Annotated in this window: 12 protein-coding genes, 1 rRNA gene and 2 riboswitches; all 13 genes read right to left on the reverse strand. The window is 45.2% G+C overall.

Going from position 1 to position 20,424, the window contains the following annotated elements:
* Positions 1-99: ribosomal RNA gene (locus tag BQ5796_RS15960) — 16S ribosomal RNA — on the reverse strand; the annotation flags it as partial.
* Positions 100-484: 385 nt separating this feature from the next.
* On the reverse strand, positions 485-2,542 hold the full coding sequence (ptsG, locus tag BQ5796_RS15965) for a glucose-specific PTS transporter subunit IIBC (RefSeq protein WP_071461370.1): 2,058 nt from the start codon (positions 2,540-2,542) through the stop codon (positions 485-487).
* 232 nt (positions 2,543-2,774) lie between these two features.
* Positions 2,775-3,617, reverse strand: coding sequence for a glucose PTS transporter transcription antiterminator GlcT (gene glcT, locus BQ5796_RS15970; RefSeq protein ID WP_071461371.1), 843 nt, complete (start codon positions 3,615-3,617; stop codon positions 2,775-2,777).
* 339 nt (positions 3,618-3,956) lie between these two features.
* Positions 3,957-5,288: an NCS2 family permease gene (locus BQ5796_RS15975; protein WP_071461372.1), complete on the reverse strand. Its 1,332-nt coding sequence runs from the start codon at positions 5,286-5,288 to the stop codon at positions 3,957-3,959.
* Between the two features lie 124 nt (positions 5,289-5,412).
* A riboswitch (purine riboswitch) is annotated at positions 5,413-5,514 on the reverse strand.
* A gap of 152 nt (positions 5,515-5,666) precedes the next feature.
* Positions 5,667-7,202: a glutamine-hydrolyzing GMP synthase gene (gene guaA / locus BQ5796_RS15980; protein WP_428839324.1), complete on the reverse strand. Its 1,536-nt coding sequence runs from the start codon at positions 7,200-7,202 to the stop codon at positions 5,667-5,669.
* Between the two features lie 102 nt (positions 7,203-7,304).
* Positions 7,305-7,406, reverse strand: a riboswitch (purine riboswitch).
* A gap of 150 nt (positions 7,407-7,556) precedes the next feature.
* Positions 7,557-8,225 (reverse strand): type VII secretion EssA family protein, encoded by a 669-nt coding sequence (locus tag BQ5796_RS15985; RefSeq protein WP_071461374.1) that lies wholly within the window; start codon positions 8,223-8,225, stop codon positions 7,557-7,559.
* Positions 8,215-11,355, reverse strand: a complete 3,141-nt coding sequence (esaA, locus tag BQ5796_RS18315; RefSeq protein ID WP_071461375.1) for a type VII secretion protein EsaA — start codon at positions 11,353-11,355, stop codon at positions 8,215-8,217. Before esaA ends, BQ5796_RS15985 begins: the two co-directional genes overlap by 11 nt.
* A complete protein-coding gene (gene essC, locus BQ5796_RS15995; protein WP_071461376.1) occupies positions 11,352-15,812 on the reverse strand; it encodes a type VII secretion protein EssC in 4,461 nt (1,486 codons plus the stop codon). The genes esaA and essC overlap by 4 nt, the downstream gene beginning before the upstream one ends.
* A gap of 15 nt (positions 15,813-15,827) precedes the next feature.
* A complete protein-coding gene (gene essB / locus BQ5796_RS16000; RefSeq protein ID WP_071461377.1) occupies positions 15,828-17,192 on the reverse strand; it encodes a type VII secretion protein EssB in 1,365 nt (454 codons plus the stop codon).
* Between the two features lie 14 nt (positions 17,193-17,206).
* The gene (gene yukD / locus BQ5796_RS16005) at positions 17,207-17,446 is read right to left on the reverse strand and encodes an ESX secretion system protein YukD (protein ID WP_071461378.1); all 240 of its coding nucleotides are present in this window, start codon (positions 17,444-17,446) and stop codon (positions 17,207-17,209) included.
* Between the two features lie 86 nt (positions 17,447-17,532).
* The gene (locus BQ5796_RS16010; protein ID WP_071461379.1) at positions 17,533-17,826 is read right to left on the reverse strand and encodes a WXG100 family type VII secretion target; all 294 of its coding nucleotides are present in this window, start codon (positions 17,824-17,826) and stop codon (positions 17,533-17,535) included.
* Positions 17,827-18,042: 216 nt separating this feature from the next.
* Positions 18,043-18,381, reverse strand: coding sequence for a hypothetical protein (locus BQ5796_RS16015; protein WP_071461380.1), 339 nt, complete (start codon positions 18,379-18,381; stop codon positions 18,043-18,045).
* A gap of 15 nt (positions 18,382-18,396) precedes the next feature.
* Positions 18,397-20,400: a DUF6792 domain-containing protein gene (locus BQ5796_RS16020; protein ID WP_071461381.1), complete on the reverse strand. Its 2,004-nt coding sequence runs from the start codon at positions 20,398-20,400 to the stop codon at positions 18,397-18,399.
* Positions 20,401-20,424: the final 24 nt, after the last annotated feature.

A 20,424-nucleotide genomic window follows, 5' to 3' on the forward strand; every position in this document is an offset into this window, starting at 1 on the left:
GCTGACTTCCGGGAGCAAGCTCCCTTCTGTCCGCTCGACTTGCATGTATTAGGCACGCCGCCAGCGTTCGTCCTGAGCCAGGATCAAACTCTCCATAAAAGAGTGAGTGATTAGCTCATCAAATAAAACGTTGGCTGATGGTCAGTGACCATCATATTATTGTTTGTTGATGCTTGTTTGTTTAGTTTTCAAAGAGCAATTTTCGTTTCATCCGCCGAAGCGACTTTAATAATATACCATACTAGCAAAACAGAGTCAATAACTTTTTAAAAAAGTTTTTTGTTTTACTTCGTATTTAACAGTGCGATAGTGTAATCTCTTTTCGCGACTGTTCATCTATAATACCATCGCCTATGAATAGCGTCAATAGTTTTTTGAAATAAATTAAGCAGGCTCTAAGATTGAAGCCTGCATGAAACCAGCGAGAAACTGGATTGCAGACGAACTCGATGGAAATCGAGCTCGTCTGCATTATACTTAACCATTATAAAGTAAGGATATTTTCCTCAGCAAGTTCAACAGCACCTTGCTTTTTCAGTTCAACTACTTCACCCTCACCAAGGTTCGTGAAGACGATTGGCGTAATCGTGGATGTTGCGTTCTTTCCTATATAATCTAGATCCGCTTTCAAGAGAGGCTCTCCCTGCTTAACCTGCTGATTCTCTTCGACAAGCGTTTCGAAGCCCTGACCTTTCAAGTTCACTGTGTCAATCCCGACATGTATCAGGATTTCGCGGCCTCCGTCTGAAAGGAGTCCGATTGCGTGCTTTGTCGGGAATAAATTAATTATTTTCCCGTTAACCGGGGAAACGACGATGCCCTCTGACGGAATGACCGCAAATCCATCTCCCATCATTTTTCCGGAGAAAACAGCATCAGGAACTTCCGTGATTGGAACGATTTCTCCTTTCAACGGTGATACGATTGTTTCTTCTTCACGATTTTCCGTACGCAAAGCTTCTGGATTTATTTCTTCAATCTGCTGCTCGATTTCTTCGGATGGCTTTGTTTCAACAGGTCGCGGCTTTTTACCGCTCATGATGTCTTTCATCTGCCCTTTGATTGTTTCGGAACGAGGTCCGAAGATTGCTTGAATGTTATTTCCGACTTCAAGGACGCCTGCCGCACCCAGTTTCTTCAATTCATTCTTGTCCACCTCGCTGATATCCTTCACCGCAACCCTTAGACGTGTAATGCAGGCATCGAGGTGCTCAATGTTACTTTGCCCGCCCATTGCTTCAAGAATATTGTATGGAAGATCACCGCCTTTTGCAGCTGTGTTGTCTTCCTCACTTTCTTCTGTTTTTTCACGTCCCGGAGTCATCAGGTTAAATTTCCGGATTGCAAAGCGGAAGCCAAAATAATAGATCAAAGCGAATACAAGACCTACTGGAATGACAAGCCATGCGTTTGTCTGCGGGTTAATCAAACCGAACAGAATGTAGTCGATTAAGCCTCCGGAGAAAGTCATCCCTATTTTTACATGAAGCAAGTGCATCGTCATAAAGGATAAACCTGCAAAGACAGCGTGGATACCAAATAGAACTGGAGCTACGAACAAGAAGGAGAACTCAATTGGTTCGGTGATTCCCGTAAGGAAGGATGTCAGTGCAGCGGAACCCATCAAACCTCCTACCACAGCTTTCCTTTCAGGGCGAGCTTCGTGATAAATGGCAAGTGCTGCTGCCGGAAGGCCGAACATCATGAATGGGAATTTACCAGTCATGAAAGTACCAGCAGTAAGTTTTTGAACATTATCCCCAATCTGCTTCATGAAGATTGTCTGATCACCGCGAACAACATCGCCGGCTTTTGTGACATATTCTCCAAACTCATACCAGAATGGAGAATAGAAGATATGGTGCAAGCCAAACGGGATAAGCGAACGTTCAATGACACCGAAAACAAATGCTGACAACGTCAGGTTTGCGTGAACCATGTTTTGCGAGAAAGCGTTAAGCCCATTTTGGATTGGAGGCCAAATTACCATCATGAAAAGGCCTAATAATACTGCTGTAGCTGCCGTTATTATCGGAACGAAGCGCTTACCTGCGAAGAAGCCTAAATAAGAAGGGAGCTCGATTTCATAAAATTTATTGTAGAGTGCCGCTGCGATGATACCTACGATGATACCGCCGAACACGCCTGTTTGAAGTGTTGGAACACCTAAGATATTGGCATAGTTCAGACCATTTACATCTTTTGCGTCAATGCCAAGCACTGTTCCCATCGTTACGTTCATGATCATATAACCAATGATAGCAGCAAGTGCAGCAGTACCTTCCCCGCCTGCGAGGCCGACCGCAACGCCGACTGCGAACAAGAGCGGCAGGTTGCCAAATACGATTTCACCGGCCCTCTGCATGACAGCTGCAACCATGTCAACACCGCTATTGTCAAGGAAAGGAGCCAAATCTAAAAGTGCAGGATTCCTCAGCGCAGCACCTATAGCAAGCAGAATACCAGCTGCAGGCAGCAAGGCGACTGGAAGCATAAGTGCTCTACCGACTTTTTGCAGGACGCCAAAAATCTTTTTAAACATTCCCATTACCTCCTGGTGGATTTTTTTACTCATTAAGCGTTTGCAAAAACAGCCTAGAGAACGAATAAGCCTTTGTAAACAGCTAAATAAAAAAGGCATGAGCAAGAATAATAACCATGTAACATCGGAAATAATATACCCTCCAAAAGGAGAATATATCCTTCCTTACACTATGGTTATCTTCCCTACTCATGCCTGATCGAATCAGTAACACGTAAAAAAGATGATGCCGTTATTTTATTTTTTTCTGAAGCCGTTGAAGATGCATTGTCAGATAGACAGCTTCAGCTGCAAATACAGGTTGCTTCAATTGCTGTTGCATGACCTTAATGAGCTTCCAGGACAGATTATAGCACAGTGGGTATTCCTCTTTCAATAGTGATGTAATTTTTTCTGGTTCCTCCACTTTTTCGCCATTTTTCACCCTTTCGATGGCAAATCTCAGGTGCCTGACGAGCCTCATATAATCAACGCTGTTCTTATCGATGTTGATATCAAGCTGCTCCTCCACACAATTGATCAACAGAGAAATCAACTGGGAGTGCTGATTGATTTCCGATAACTCTATATTCGTCAAGGCACTGTGGATATGCAGAGCGATAAAGCCTGCTTCTCCTTCAGGAAGGTGCACAACACCGCGTTCCGCGAAGAGTGATATTACTTCCTTTGCAATACCGTATTCCTTTGGATAAAGTGCTTTCGTCTCAACAAGAAATGGATTCCTTATCTCCATTCCTTTTGCCATCCGGTTTACCGCGAACATCAAGTGGTCCGTCAAAGCAACGTGAATATGTTCATTCAATGAAACGCCAGCCCTTGTTTTAATTAAGTCGATTGCAGAGATAATGACACGCTGTAGTTCATCCTCCAGATAAGGAAGGAGTTTGATGTAATTTTCCTGTACCTTCTCGTTTTTCAAAACGAATACCTTCTCAGCTGCTGCAGCATCAAAGCTTTCTCCTCGTTTCTTCCCGAAACCTAGACCCTTGCCGATCAGTACAACTTCTCCATATTCCGCATGCGTCGCAATCAGCACATTATTATTTAATACTTTATTGATCATCATGTTCGCCATATCCATTCCCCGCTTTTCCCAATAAGAGCATCACCATCATCTTATAAGAGCGCTTGCTGTAAGTCAATTTCACTTTTGGGAGTCAAAAAAGGCAGTGCGGGGGAAGGAACGAAGACTCCTTGGGATCAGGCGGGACAGGTGAGACCCACAGGATGCAAAAGCGGCCGAGGAGCGTCCGCACGCCCCGAGGAAAGCGAAGTCCTGGGGCAGGAATAAGCTGAAGTTTTATCAGACATAGGAAGGGGCCGTGCAAAATGCAGTATCTCTGATTTTGCACGGCCCTATAAGTACGATAACACGTTTTAGGCGGTCATGGTTACAGCCTCTGTATTACAATCACTACTCTGTCAGAAACATGAAGTAGAGGACGAAAATGACGAAGAATACGTACATAATTGGATGTACTTCTTTCCTGCGCCCTTTTACAATCATCGTCACAGGATAAAAGATGAATCCTGCTGCAATCCCTGTTGCAATGCTGTAGGAAAGCGGCATTGCAATCATCGTCAAGAAAGACGGCACAGCAATTTCAAAGCGGCTCCAGTCGATTTTTCCAAGCGAAGAAACCATCAGCACTCCAACAATAATCAGTGCAGGAGCCGTTACCGGCGCTGTTACGACCGAAAGGACTGGGAAGAAAAATAAGGACAACAGGAAGAATCCTGCAGTTACAAGGGCCGCAAATCCCGTTCTTGCTCCGGATGCAACACCTGCAGATGATTCAATATAGGAAGTTGTTGTTGATGTACCAAGGACAGATCCTGCCAATGACGCAATAGAATCAGCGAAAAGCGCTCTGCCTGCGTTCGGAAGCTTGTTGTCTTTCATTAATCCAGCCTGGTTGGCTACTGCCACAAGCGTACCAGCGTTGTCGAAAAAGTCTACGAACAAGAAGGTTAACACGATACCGAGCATTGTTGATGTGTAGAAGGAACTGTCGCCAAATGAAGAGAATACAGCGCCGAAAGTTGGTTCAAGGCTCGGTACCGCACCTACCACTTTGTCTGGAACATCAATCAAGTTGAACATCATGCCCGCGATCACCGTAAGGATCATTCCGAAGAACACCGCACCGTTCCAGCCTCTAGTCATCATGATGATCGTAATGACAATGCCGAATATCGCCAACAGCGTGTTTGGCTCTCCAAGATGGCCAAGTCCAACAAATGTCGCTGGGTTGCTGACGATGATGCCCGCATTTTTCAACCCGATGAAAGTGATGAAAAGACCAATACCCGCACCAACAGCATGTTTTAGTTCCACTGGAATAGCATTGATGATTTTCTCGCGCAATCCGGAAATAGTTAAAAGCAAAAAGAAAACACTGGAAATGAAAACGGCACCGAGGGCATGCTGCCATGGAGCACCATTGCCAAGGACGACCGTGTAAGCGAAGAATGCATTGAGACCCATGCCAGGAGCAAGGGCGATCGGATACTTTCCGATGAGACCCATGATGATAGAGCCTAGAGCAGCCGCAAGAGCGGTTGCAACGAAGACTGCGCCGTAATCCATACGGAGAGCATCAGGCAAATCCTTGACATCCGCAAGGGTTAGCGTGATAGGGTTGACGACCAAGATATACGCCATCGCGAGGAAGGTTGTCATTCCGCCGATAAATTCGCGGCGGTAGCTTGTACCAAGCTCTTCAAACCTGAAAAATTTCTTCATTATATTTTCCTCCAAATCCATTTATATCGTCCGTCATTCGGGAATACCGCATCAAGCAGTCTCGCCTACACGTTGATGTAAATGGAACCGGGAGAAATTTCTGATCAATGAATGAAAGATTACCCGTTCAATTCACAATTAGCGTAGTCAGACTCTTTACGGCAGCCTGGTAGAAACTCTTGGGCCATATCCCCAATATTATACGACGATTTGTGATATCCTACTAATTTCCTCTTAATTTTAGCAGGACTTTCGGCCTTAGTCAACGAAAAAACGAACGTTATTGAAGTATAACTACTTAACGTTCGTTTTTATTGTATGACGCAGGATTTTAAAAAAAGCCATAGGGCCGGAAAATGGCGGCCTATGGCTTTTTCTTTATTCCCACTCAATAGTTGCTGGCGGCTTGCTCGTAATGTCATACACGACGCGGTTAACGTGGTCAACTTCGTTGACAATTCTCGTCGAGATGACTTCAAGAACATCCCAAGGAATTCTTGCCCAGTCGGAAGTCATGCCGTCAATGGACGTAACGGCACGGATGCCGATTGTGTAGTCATAAGTACGCGCATCGCCCATGACACCAACGCTTCGAATGTCAGGAAGGACCGTGAAGTATTGCCAAATGTCGCGGTCAAGGCCGGCTTTCTTAATTTCATCCCTAAGAATCGCATCTGATTCACGGACGATTTCAAGCTTTTCCTCCGAAATTGCTCCAAGGACACGGATACCAAGACCCGGACCAGGGAATGGCTGGCGCCAAACGATTTCGTCTGGAATGCCAAGCTCGGTTCCAAGCGCGCGAACCTCATCCTTAAACAATGTGTTCAATGGCTCAATGAGCTTGAACTGCATGTCCTCAGGAAGCCCGCCGACATTATGGTGCGACTTGATTGTTTGAGCAGTCGCTGTACCGCTTTCGATAATGTCTGTATAAAGCGTACCTTGTGCAAGGAAATCGATTCCTTCCAGCTTTACCGCTTCATCATCAAACACATAGATGAATTCGTTGCCGATGATTTTCCGCTTTTGTTCAGGATCGCTAACGCCTTCAAGCTTGCTGAGGAAGCGATCTTTCGCATCCACTTTGATTACATTCATATTGAAGCCTTCTGCGAATGTCTTCATAACGCCTTCCGCTTCGTCTTTGCGAAGCAGGCCATGGTCAACGAAAATACATGTCAGCTGGTCGCCAATGGCTTTATGAATCAAAACAGCAACAACGGAAGAATCAACACCGCCGCTTAGCGCGCAAAGCACTTTCTTGTCGCCGACTTCCTGGCGAATCTTCTCAAGTTCAACCTCAATGAAGTTCTCCATTGACCAGTCGCCTTTGCAGCCGCAGACGCTGAATACAAAGTTTTTCAGAATGTCGTTTCCGTAGACGGAATGGCGGACCTCCGGATGGAATTGGACTGCATAGAGGCCGCGGCTTTCATCGCTCATTGCCGCAATCGGGCAAGATGGATTCGTTCCATCGACTGTAAAGCCTTCTGGTGCTCCAGTGACAAGGTCGCCATGGCTCATCCAGACCGTCTGCTCAGATGGTGTTTCGCCAAATAACTTGCTTTCATTCTGGAGTGTTAACAGCGCTTTCCCGTATTCACGGTTCTTCGCACGCTCCACCTTGCCGCCGAAATGCATTGTCATAAGCTGCATGCCGTAGCAAATACCGAAAATCGGAAGTCCCAATTCAAAAATTTTCTCGTCACAGCGGAATGCATCCTCTCCATAAACACTGTTCGGGCCTCCGGAAAAAATGATTCCCTTTGGATTCATTTTTTTGATTTCTTCTGCTGTGATAGTATGCGGATGCAGTTCGCTGTAAACGCCTAACTCCCTGATCCTTCTTGTGATAAGCTGATTGTACTGACTGCCAAAGTCCAATACGACAATGATTTCCTGATCCTGCAATTCACTCTTCAACAAAAGTCACCTCATCCTCAAAATTAACCTATAAAAAAACCAGAATTCCCCTTTATCTTTTCAAAAGAAGCAGAATTCTAGTCTGTAAACACTGAAAAAATCTGCCTTCATAGTCAAATCATTTGCGGTGATCTGGTAGAAACTTTCGATCCATATTATCGAGTATATACGAAGGAATTTCTGTCATTTTAATTCATGGTCATTGTACCAGTATAACAAATTTCCGGTCAAGCACCAGCTTTTTTTCTTCAACTTTCGTGAGCTTCCCCATAAAAACGGTGCCTGACCCCCGGTGCGTTAACGCGTTAACGCACCGGGGGTCAGGCACCGTTCTTTGTTGCATTATTTTTTTGTTTCTTCTGGAATCATTTTCGGGATTAGAAGGGCAAACAGGACGATGATCAGCAGCAGCAAGATCACCGAGATTGTGATGATGACCCCTTTGTTGCCAAGTCCTGCTTTTTCTTTTTCCTCTTCAGCAAAGAGCAGCATGGCTTGATCGCCCGAAAACAGCTTCAATTCTTTTGCCTTCGCTGCGATCATATTGTTCTCCAAACCGTCATCGACAAAAAGGGTTTTTCGCACTTCCTTATGAGGATCCTCATTAGGCTTTAGCGAAAAGACAATCTTCATTTGCTCATCCCGTATTTTGTCTCTTCCCTCTGCTAATGCCTCCCTGCCATCTTTCGAAAACAAACGGAGCTGTTTGGCTTTCGCAGCAATGGAATTGTTCTCTTTAGCACTTCCGGTAAATAGGCTTGCGAGAACGTCCTCATACGAGTCTCCGCCAGGCTCTACTAGATCTAGCCCCGGCTGCAGCCCTGGCCTTTTTACCGCTTTCTCCGTCAAAGACTTTTCGTGCAGTAGGTCGGTATTCTTCTTAAATTCTCTTTTTTTATATTCATTTGGCGTTAAGTCTTCAATTCCCGGCTCAGCCCTCGCCGTGAGAGCAGGACTGAGCATAAGGAATACAAAGAACAGGAGCAGAGTGAACGTGTAATTACGCTTCATTCACCTGGTCACTTCCAACATCCTTCCCGGAATTCCGGATTGCAGAAACCGCAAACGGAATAGCCGCAAGAAGGACAATCAGTGATCCAAGTGCGATTGCAGCTCCCGGGAATAAAGACTGAGCCCCATACTGGATGGACATGTATACTTCCGACATCGGATCATTGTAATCCAGGTTCGGAACCGTCAACGCAAGTAACGGGCTTACGAAGAACAGAACAAGCGCAACGCTTGCAATCCATCCGACAAAGTTGCCAATCGCAAATCCTGCGCGGACGAGAGTCGAACCTGTCGTTAAGAGCAGGATAGTGAAAATAGACCATTCCACAGATCTCTCTTCGCCAAGATCGTAAATATTCAAGCCGAAAAGGCTGATAATCAAACCAACAATCAAGTTCAGCAGCACGAACATGGACCCCTGCACAAGCAGCGGAGCTTTCGAGAAGTAATGGCTGAAATAACCGATTAAGAGACTGCTGATTAGCACGATAACAAGGATGACGACAGGAGGAATCTTTTTAACTTCATCCTTAACTCCTGCAACGCCATTCACATTGAGCGGATTCGATAGATATTCGTAAACATAGCCATTGTTCTGTCCGTCTACAATCGTATTGCCAAGAACATTGAACACATCATTTCTGATTTCCTTTGTCGTCGCAACATTGGTTGCCCATTTATTATTCAATGCATCGGCATCATTCTGGACGCTCTTCACCTTGTTTTCGAGCGTGTTAGTGTAATCGACGACTGAATCCTGGTTTTCCCCAAGAGAAGACATCCAGTCATTCAGCATCAGCAAATCTTGACCAACGGACATTTGATCAGAAACTACCGCAGATTCATCCGCCCCCTGGTTTGGCTCTGGAGCAGTCGATTCAGGGTTTTGGATTTGCTTCAAAACTTTCGTTGCTGTCTCCTCGATGGAAGAAAGGTCATTCATGATACCATTCTGGGATTCATCGATTGTTTTCTTATAATCTGCCATAAAAATCGTAAACTGGTCATTCAGCATGCTCATTCCTTCTTTTGTAGTAGGAAGGTCTGCGCCAAACTTGTCCCAAATGCTTGTTTCATCTTCCTTGATCGAAAGAATGCTATTCAAATCTTGAAGCAAGATTTCATTTTGCAATGCCTTATCTTTTTGCAGGGTATGATCTTTCAGCATGCTGTCTAATGTAGATTTATAATGTACGAGATAAGAATAATAATCGGTGATTTTCTTCAAATCCCTGCTTTCAATGACTTGGGTGCTTAATCCGGTGATTACATCTTTCCTTTCGCCGGACATTGCTTCCGATTCAAGGATTTCTGCTTCTTTTTCAGGAATACGGGCAATCAGTTCATCGACATTTTCGGTAAATTTACCGACTTTATCATTCAACTCCCCAACCTTACCATTCAGCTCCCCGACCTTATCAGTCAACTCGCCGTTTTTCCCTTCCAAATCAGCTTTCTCTTTACCCAGCTCGCCATACTGATTCACAAGGGAGCGGTATACTGCTTCAAGCTTATTGTTATATTCATAGAGCGCAGAATAATTCGTATGCAGTTCAGTTGCATTGCCCCCAAGAGCAGCTGCTTCTGCCTGTTTATTATTCAGCTCCCCATCGAGCGCAGCGATGCTGTTATCAATGCTCGCTAACAGTTCTTCCGCTATTTTCTTTTCTCCTTCAGGCAGCGTTCCCAGTACAGTTGCAAGCAGATTCCTCAGGTTAGCAGCATTCTCTCTTGCCACAGCCGCCTGTTTCTTCGCTTCATCAAGGGATGGGACTGTCCCAGGAGTCATGGTACTAGGCTCTTTCACCGGCGGCTTGATCGGTGCGGCATCAATGCTCCCAGGTTTACCCGCTCCCGGTTCATTCGGATTGCCAGGCTCACTAGGATTCCCCGGCTCTTCTGGCTTTCCTGGATCTCCCGAGTCTCCCGGCTCACCAGGATTCCCTGGTTCTCCTGGTTCTCCTGGTTCTCCTGGTTCTCCTGGTTCTCCTGGTTCTCCAGGCTCACCAGGTGTTGTACCATCTCCGCCAAGCTCTGGACGAAGATCCGCCATACTGTCTTGCAGCATATCCAACGTCGCAGAATCCAACGCTTTCTTATATTCGTCCATGTAGCCAAGCTGAATCGGCGTCATTCCATTCGTCTGCTCCTGGAAGCGATTCAGCCTGTTGGCCTTCAAGTCAGCAACATTTTGTGTATTATCATCAATATTCTTTTGCAGCTTTTCCATCACGCCAGCCATGCCAAGCGCGACACTGTCCGTCTTTTCCACAAACATACCTTTTGCGCTGTCCATCATTATGCCTTGATTCGCTGTTGCTTTCCCTATCGCCGCAAGACTCTCATCCTGAATCTTCCCGAGAAGCTCTTGCTGCTTATCCTGATAGATACGGTAAGCATCAACATATTCGATGAACGATGTCAGATTTTGCTCAAGCCGTTTGACACTGCTTGTCCTGCTTGGAGCCTCCCCGCCCGTCTGAACGATATCCGAACGGATGCCATCAAGCATCTTCCTCTGCTGTTCAAGCTCTGCAGCAAGGTTTTTCGAGCTAGGCTTATAGAATGCAATCATCGTATTTTGGAAAGCGACTTCCTTTTCAAGGATTTCGTCAAACTCTTCCTTTACGTTGTCCATATCAGCAGCAACATAGCTCCAGTAAAGCGATGCCATCTTTTGGTTGACCCGGTTGGTCGCACGCTCCACTTCCCTGATGGCTCTTTCTTTATTAATCGATGTCAGCTGATCTTGAACCTTGAAACCAAAGTCAGCTCTCAGCGGCCGCTGCTCATCATATGTCATAATCTTCCTGGAAAAATCAGATGGAATATACATAACCGCATCGTACTTCATGTTCTTCATTCCATTTTCCGCAGCGCTTCGGCTGAGGACAGTCCATTTATAATCGGACTCTTTTTCTAAAAGCGGAACGACTTCGCGCCCAAAAGTGAGGGCCTCCGTCTCCACATTCGTTCCAATGTCTTCATTGACAACCGCGATGGTTCTCGTGGAATTTTGCTTCACTTCCATCGGATTATGCCCCACCGTCCGGAAAAAGGCGGCAGGAGTGACAATGATTAAAATAACGGCCGCGACTAATTTCAACAAATATGCAGTTTTTGCCGTCATGAGTGAACCTTCCTTTCCGTTGCTGAAAGCGGAATTTGGATTTTTGTTTCTTTTCCGTTCAGCACGTAATAGCCAAAGCCTGGGTGAATATCGTCCTCTTTCCGACTGTAAGAAAGCGTGAACAAGGTTTGCTCTGATTTTTTCATCAGAACTGCTGCTTGGCGAATTTGCTTGATTTCCGATGTCAGAGAATCATAGCCTTTCGACAGCTCGCTATGATTGCCTGCAACGACCATATTGAAGCCAAGGTGACTGTAGTTGCGCATCAGCTTCGCAACCCTCTCCTGCAGAATGCTGTCAAGCTGCTGGAGGAATCTCGCATAGCCGTCAATCACAAAGAGGATAGGCAGCATTCCTGTCAGATTTCCGCCATGCTGCAAGCTTTCGAGATAGATTTTTTCTCTCTCTGCCAGCTGCGTCTCAGCAGCATCCAGCCATTCTGTGATTTGTTCTTTTGTCTCTACATAAGCAATCCGCGGTTCGGAAGCGTATGACGCCAATCCTCTGTCAATCGCATCAAATACCGCAATCATGTCAGTTCCCTGTTCCATCGCCGTATTAAGCACAACCTTCAAGAGGTTTGTCTTTCCTTTTTGCCCCTGCCCTGCAACAATCAAGTGCTTTGCCCTGACAAAATCGATGGATACTGGCTGAACCGTTTCCTCGTCGAGACCAATCGGAATGACACCCTGCTCCGAAACCCCGCCAGTATAGCGGACAAAGCTCGCTGTATTGAGTTCGGTCGGAAGCATTGGAACTGGAATCGGCTCCTTGCAGCCAGCATACTTTTGCTTCAATAGCTCTACTTCTGCCTTGAGGTTATCATTCAATTCATAATCGTCCTTGCCTTCGACAGGAAGGAATACTTGAGCGAAGAAGGCTTGCTCCTTCTTCAGGATGGCTCTTCCCGGCATGGGCTCAAGCTCAAATGGCGCTTTTGTGCCAAGAATCGAATAGGCCTCGGACGAATCAAGCAAGTAATGGCTTATCTTCGTCTTCAAGTTGTTCATCAAGTTCTGTCTGACAGAGTTTGCTCTTGTCGCGGTAAAAATCATATAAATGCCAAGCGACTGGCCATCCCTTGCAAGCTGATTAATCTGGCTTTCGAGATCCATCATCTCTTCTTTTACAAGATCGAAATTGTCAATCGTAATAAAGATAAGCGGAAGCTTTGTTTCACTGAGCGCATTGTACATCTTAATGCTCGAGACTTCCTTCCGCTGAAGCTGCTGTTTTCTTCTCGCAATCTCCTCTTTCAAGAGACGCATGAACTTTTCGATCTTCCGCTCTTCATCCATCAGGAAGTAATCGGCAGTATGCGGCAGCTGCCTCAGCGGGAGAAGCGAGCCGTTTCCGAAATCCATGATGTAATAATGAGCTTCTTCTGGTGAATATTTTTCTGCGATGCCCAGGAGAAGCGACATGGCGGTATATGATTTTCCATAGCCTGAGGAGCCGAAAATCCCAAGGTTCCCGTCTTCCATCACCGTATACGTGATCGGAGTCTGGCTCTGTTTTTCCGGCTCGTCAATCATACCGATGAGGATTTCTTCTTTCTCTTCATTGGCAAAAGCAGAGCGGAAAAGCCTTGCCGGAAGCGGCGGCAGCCATGGACTGCGGAGCTTCTTGATGCCCATTCTTGCCTGCACTGCTTCGATTTCGTCGACAACCGCTTCGATGTGCGTCACTTTCTGGGACTTCTTGCGCTCCCTTGAACCTACCTCCGACAACGGAATAAGGCCGAGGTCAGTGACAATCGCGACTTCGTCTTCCGCTTCATAATTTTCTTCCATGTAAGGTGCTCCGCTCCATGCAGATTGGAACAGCTCGTACACTTCATTGTTGCCGACTTGGAGATAGCCCCGTCCAGTGACAGTAATATTTGCTGCATCACTGTTTTTCAGAATCTCCCGGCTGTCCTCCGCATCCTGCACCTTCAAAGCGACCTTAAAGCGGGCGTTACTCCAAATCTGGTTATCGATAACGCCGCCAGGCTTCTGCGTTGCAAGGATAAGGTGGACCCCGAGGCTCCGCCCGATGCGGGCCGCACTGACAAGTTCGCGAATGAATTCAGGTTCTTCACTCTTTAATTCCGCAAATTCATCAGATATTAAAAATAAATGCGGCAGCGGTTCTTCCGCTAGCCCTTGCTTGTATAAATCGGTGTAGTCGTTAATATGATTGACAGTATATTGGTCGAACAGCCGCTGGCGCCGCTTCAGTTCACTTTTGATCGATGCTAGTGCCCGTTCGGAGAAGTTCTTGCTACCCTCAATGTTCGTTATCGTCCCGAGCAAATGCGGCATCTCTTTGAACGGCTGCGCCATGCCGCCGCCCTTATAGTCAATCAACAGGAAAGCAACCTCGTGCGGATGGAAATGCACCGCAAGTGACAAAATATATGTCTGCAAAAATTCACTCTTACCGGAACCGGTCGTACCCGCAAGCAAACCGTGCGGTCCGTGTGCCTTTTCATGAAGGTTCAGTTCAACGAGATCGTTCTTTCCCTTCAAGCCGATCGGCACAGCAAGCGATTTGGAGGATTCCCGCGTTTGCCAGTTTTCCATAATCGGTAAATCGGATACTTCCTTCGCATCTAACATTCCCAAGAAAGAAACGCTTGTCGGAATCGAGTTTGTCATTCCAACCTGATGGTCGAGCGTCCGGAGCATCCTTGCGAAATCCTCGTTTCCTTTGTGCGAATGCCTGTCGAGCTTGAATGGCTTCTGGACAGCCTTTTTCTGTTCGATGAGAATATCGCCTTCATTGTCATTGATATAGCGGACTAACGTGTTAATATTATCCGCAAGGCTTTCCTTTGCTTCTGCAGCAAAAATAACCGAAATGCCAAGCTCGGCATGATTTCCCTCAAGATATTCCAGAATGACATGGTCCGCAATCAGCTGCTGGTTCGTTACGATGAAAATAAGATGCGGTGAATAGCGTATCTTTTCCTTATCCTCTTGAATATCGCGATCCCGGATGATTTCATAAATGGACGAAAGCAGCTGGTCACGCGTTTGTTCGTTATAAATCAAACCCCTTGCATGCGCGTGCGGCATTTGGAAATGCGGAAGCCATTTCATCCATTCCCATTCTGGATATTCCTTCTCGTCGAAAACGAAAACAAACCGAACATCATGATAGCTATGGAAAAAGCTGAGCTGCCCGACAATCTGATGCAGCTCTTTTTTCACAACGGAAGGCTTTCCTATGAGCCCTACAGCCCCTTTTGAAAGGTTCGCAATCACAGGGACGTCGTCAATTTCGCGGTACACCCGCTCCATTTCCTGCGATTGCTCAAGCAAATCGTCAATTTCACGATTCGACATATCGGAAGAATTTAGGTTGATATGATAGCTTGAAGGGACTTTCCCTTTACCTAACCTGAATTCAAGAAAGTCATTGCTTTCCGGGGTGCGCTCCCATAGCCTGTCCGAAATTTCCGCAGTCAAATACTTCATCCGTTCAAATGAAGGGAAGTGGAATGTCAGGAAGTGGCGCTGTTTCTCCGCCAAATCATGCAGCTCCTGCCGCTTGACCTCGAGATAACGGGTGTACACAACCCTGCGGCGTTCTTTTCTCTTCTTCTGGATGCTTCTGTCCTTGAAGTATTGCACTGTCGAAGTGACTAGCGTCGTTATGAACATTACCATCGAGACAATGATGAAAATCCCGCGCGGACTGACTAATGATACAATTCCCATTACAATCAGCATCATTAGCGGCGGCAAAATGATCAGCCAAAGACCCCTGTTATTGTCGTCACTTTCCTGTGACGGAAATGCCAGCGATACCTTGTCATCAGGAAGTTCATAAATCATTCGAGGTGTCCGCCGGTACAGCGGGTACATTTTGCTCATCTCGGATTTCGGCTGCTTCGCTTCCAAGAGGCTTGTCACATACTCACCAGAAGAGACGACTTCCAGCAAATCTTCCTCGAGCATTCGGATTTCCATAAAAGGCCAAAGCAAAATATCGCCTACCTGCAGCTCTGCCTGCCCTGTCAGCTTGACGCCATTGAGGTAGATCGAACTGCCTTCAGGACTTACCACCCACTTCTCTCCAGCCTTCAGCAAGGCGAAGCTGCCTTCTTCCTCTCCGGAAGGCTTCGTGAAGTGCCCGCTTTTTCCGGAAAAAATAACTTCCGCTAAAGACCCGATATAATACGTTTTCCGTTCTGACTCTTCAGGTGTAAAAGTAAGCATAAGCGAAGCTTCGCCGTCTTTCAGAACAAAAGGACTTCCAGCTGCCAGACTGCCAAGCAAGTTTCCTTGCTGCTTGATTTTTCTTTCATCATTGCTAAAACTAATCTCCAGCTTTCCTCCTGTAAAAGGAAAAGACATGGCAGTAAGCGTATCCGAATAGTCCCGCCCAATCGTGATTGGATGCGGCATTTTTTCTTCCAAGGGAAGCTTCTGGTAGTAGTCGTTATGAAAAAGCCATAAAATGCCCATTGTCTCACTCCCTTGTTAGTTTTGGGCAGGTGGAGCTTCGGTCTTTGCTCCCTCTTCCTTCTTTGGTGCGGAATCAGAGGCTGGCTTGTCCTCTTTTACAGGCTCACTTTCGCCAGGAGCTTCGATTTTTGCGTCATCTGTTTTGCCGCCCTCGACCTTCTCCTCTTGCGCCGGCTTCTCTTCTGATTCTTTCGCTTCCAGTTCCGCCTCTTCTTCCTTCTTCGCTTTTAGCTCTTCTTCATATTCCTTCAGTTCGGCGTTGATGTCCTCGAGCTTCTGCTGCTTCTCTTCGCCCTTCATTTTTTCATCGGCCTTGATTTCCGAGCTGTACTGCACAAGCCCATAGGCAATAAGGAATCTGTCTTCAAGCGTTCTCGCAATATCGACAGCTTCCTTCGCGTTGCCGCGGCCAAGCAAAATCCAATAGCGATAGTACAGTGGATCAGACTGAAGGCTGACCGTGTTGCGAATATATTCCTTCTGCTCATCTGTAAGCTTGTCCGCAACGATAATGTACGATAATGCAAGCTCGTATTGGACAACCTTTGGCATGTCATCGATATCGTATTTATCTAGCTGGTTGACAACGTCGCTGTACTCGCTTTCGAGGAAATGTTCCTGACTGTCCATGAAAGCAGCATGTTTAGGCTGGGCAAAGACAAGGGTATAAATAGCATAAATAAATGCCGGAACGAACAATGCTAGGAGCCCGATGCCGATATAGCGGGTCATCTTCCATTTCTTTTTCGGAATATGGACCAATGTTTTTTCTTTTTCCTCAAGAAGGTTGATGTTCTCCCTGATGATTTCCAGCAGCTCGTTTTCGTTTTGAGCAGCCATGATGGACTTCGTCAACGGCGATATCTCTAATGTAGAATGAAAGTGAAGATATTGAGTAAAGCCATATTTACTATCCACCGCAGCTGCTACTGCGGCTTTCGTCTCGCTCCAGAATCGGTCCCGCTCATTCTCATAGGGCGGAAGACTCTCCTTCACGCCATAATGAAGAAAATAAGGGGTCATACTTTGATCGATGATGATGTTTTCAGGACTGACAAAAAGGTGCAGCCTTGTGAGAACATGGTCCCTTACTTTCTTAACAAGCTGAGCAGCAAAAATCCATCTGCTCATTTCGTCCTTTGTTTTCAGGGCATTGTAAGGAATATAATTGGGCGGTGTTTGGATTTGGAGAATCACTTCATCCTCGGTGGAAGTGATCGTTTTTCGAATAGAAGGATCGATTTCCTTCAGCATTTCCAGTTCAGCAGCATCATCCAGCTTGATTTTCCCTTTTTGGAAGGTGAGCGTGAAGTTGTTGCCTTCTTTCTCTATGACGGCTTCTAGCTGCTGCTCAAGGTAATTTTGCTTTTGTTCAGACATTATTCCTGGCTCCTTCACAAAATTTCTAGGCGGTCTCCTGTCGCGATGCCGCAGTCCACCAGCTTATCATTGCCAGACAGCACCATTCGCTTATTGGGAACCCGAATCCACTGCCCTTCCCTAGGCTGCACGGAAATGGACCTGGCCTGCCAAATGATATCGATCACTTTTTTGACGGAGTGGTAATTGGATAATCGAAGGTCAAATTGTTCCCCATTGTAATGCTTCAAATCCACTGTCACTTCTATATACAAATTGTTTCACCCCACGATTTACATGACGAAGGAGCGCCTTCGTCTTGAGAGAAAGGCGCTCCTCTGTTTCATTTTTACAATCACGCTTAGCCGCGGATTTGGCTTGCGATTTGAGCATCTGCTTCTTGGAGAGCGTTGGATGTCTTTTTCAACTGCTGAGAAATATCCTCCAACAATCTTCTCATATCAAGAATAGAAGGTTTCAAAGCTTCGTATTGATCTGCAAACGCTCTGCTTGCTTCACCTTCCCAGACTCCCTCAAGGTGTTGAATCATACCGTTTAAACGACCAACTTGTAGTTCTACTTCATTAGCTTCTTGTGCATAACGGCCTGACATAGCTTCTAGTTCTTGTGGTGTAACGCGAATATTTCCTGCCATAAATATCTCTCCCTTTCCCTGAAATTACCTTTATTGTAAAAAGAAAGACCTAAAATTTCAATTAAAAACCCTAAAATTGTGGAAAAAGAGGAAAAACGTCCTATAAAACTATCTTCCTCCGCCAAAGAGTCTATAAACCAGTTAGGAAACTACCATATTTATTCACCGTGTAAATAGGTTAATAGGCTCATGACGCGAATAAAACTCCCCCTTTATTCACACGTTTTCTTTTATAGATGCTTCCTTTTCTTCATAATGAATCGTAATATTTTGCGTCCGCATTTCATTAACCCTATAACTATAGCGATCAGCGAGCGTAGTCATTAGGGAATGATGGTCATGAAGAATTCCCTTGAATTTTTTTTGATTTCCCTCTAATTCCGTTTTAATCGTCTCAACAGTTTCGCCATGGCTCGTTTTCAATTCGCTCTCTATTAATTTACTCATTTCCTCTGCAGCTTCCATCATTCTGTCTAATTCACGCTTGAAAGGACTTGCCTTTCCAGACAAATCTTCATAGGGAAAAAAATCATGATTCTTGTTGATTTCTACCATTGCTGCCTCCCGTTTTTATGATGGACGGTAATTAAAAACCGCCGCGATATTCTGCTCTTCGGAAAACAAGTTTTCGATAGACGACCTAATTTTATGTAAAAGCTTCGTGCCCTCATTAAATTCTTCCTGCAAATAATGGAACAGTTCTTCAAAAGTTTCACTAAAAGAAGAATCTAACGGCAGAATATTTTCATGGACATTTATTCTTGTAATAGTAGCACCATCTACTTGTACAAGATGGCGGAATGCCCTAGGATTGCTCTCCATATAACTGATGCTATTCAGTAAATTTTGTTTGCGCTTGCTGTAATCATCCAAGTATTCATCCTCATACATTGCCCGAAGCGTTTTCAAAATACCCTTTTGTTCCTCGTATTTTACAAGGCCAATCTGGTACAGCCTGACAGCTGAAGAGAGGTTGACTTCGATCCGCTTCCCACTCCCGCCCTTAGCATCTTTGAATAAAATCATATCATTGCCTTTATAATATCGGTTGAGCTTTTCTTTTTGAGCGATTCCGCTCGCAAGCGCAGTAACTCCATGTGCATGAACTGCTTTATCGATGTCTTCCTTGAACTCGCCCGGGGCCTTCTTCATCCGCTCTACGCTTTCGAGAACTCCATCCCACTCTGCAGAAATCGCTTTCCCCGCATTCATCAGATTCATCGCAGCCACCAGCATTTTTGCCGGGTTAATGCTACCATCAACAGAAAAAACAGAATCTGAAACATTCTTGATGATTTTCGCGATGTTTTTCAAGTGGTCTACGGTGGCCGTAACTTCTTTCAAAATTTCCTCTCCTACCACAGACAGGAGCGAATTAGCAATTCTGAGAGCTGTCGGGAGTATTTCCATCAGCGTCTTGATCTTTGCAGCCATCTCCCCAAGACGCCCTGCAAAATCACCTAAAAAACCAAACAACTCATGCGGAACATTCGGCCAGTACACCGGAATTTCCCCGCCGCCTAAATAGGATGGCAGCGATAGCGAAACCCCATCTAACTTGATCCACTTCGGTGAATCCTTGAACTTCTCCCAGTCGCTCTTCATATCATCAAGCAACAATTCGAAACTCTTATCATAACCCGTCATCGCCCGAAGAAGCCCATCAACCCCGCCTTCCTCATAAGCAGGTGCAAACTGAGCCATGAAAATCTGCAAATCCCGCAAGTCCTCATCAGAAAGGCGGCTAACCATTTCGCCTATACCTTCAAAGTTAGGGTCGGTATCATATATCTCACGCGTTCCCAGGTTAATAAACCCCCTAATACCGGAAATCGCATAAAGCATATCCTCTTCTGATGTCAGATGATGAATATTTTTTCCTCTTTCCCGATAATAATCCTCAGCAAAAGCCTTGAGATCAGCGGGAGAGATGGAATATATCGCATCGTTATTATTGTAATTCACCTTAAAATGATTAGTTACTGCATCCCTAAACTCCAAATCTACTTTCATCATTTGATAACTAGTGGGAGAAGCATCATTTAACGCATAAACTTCAGAAAATTCGCCTGTAGTTAATTGCAATACTTGAATATGATTCCCACCCAAGGAATGACCAAATCCGCGCTTTATTAAAGGAATTTCTTTTGTTATATTATTATTTTTATTATACCTTTTTACGTCTTCTTCAATCTTCTTAGTTATAACTTGATCAAAGACTGTAAGATCATTATATTGACCTTTCACTTGTCCCTCATATATCCCATTAAGGTTATAACCCCAATCTTCTTTTTCACCACCCTCAGTGCCTCTAGGGATAGTATAAGATTGATTGATACCTTTTTCCGGATCATAAAAATGTATGACCGAGCCATCAAACCCTGAATCATTACCTTTTTGCAACTCTGAGAGATTTGAATGATATACCTTTATTTCACCATCATACACTCTTCCAGTTTCTTCAAAATAAATTCTTTTTATTATTGTTTCGTTAATGGCTTCTTTTTTTCCATATTCTAATTCCGCAATCCTTGCCATTAAAATGTTAGTATTCAAAAGTCCTTCATTACTCATTTTAATATTTCACCCTTTAGTAAG

The organism is Bacillus massilinigeriensis (genome assembly GCF_900111815.1).
GTDB lineage: Bacteria > Bacillota > Bacilli > Bacillales > Cytobacillaceae > Mesobacillus_C > Mesobacillus_C mediterraneensis.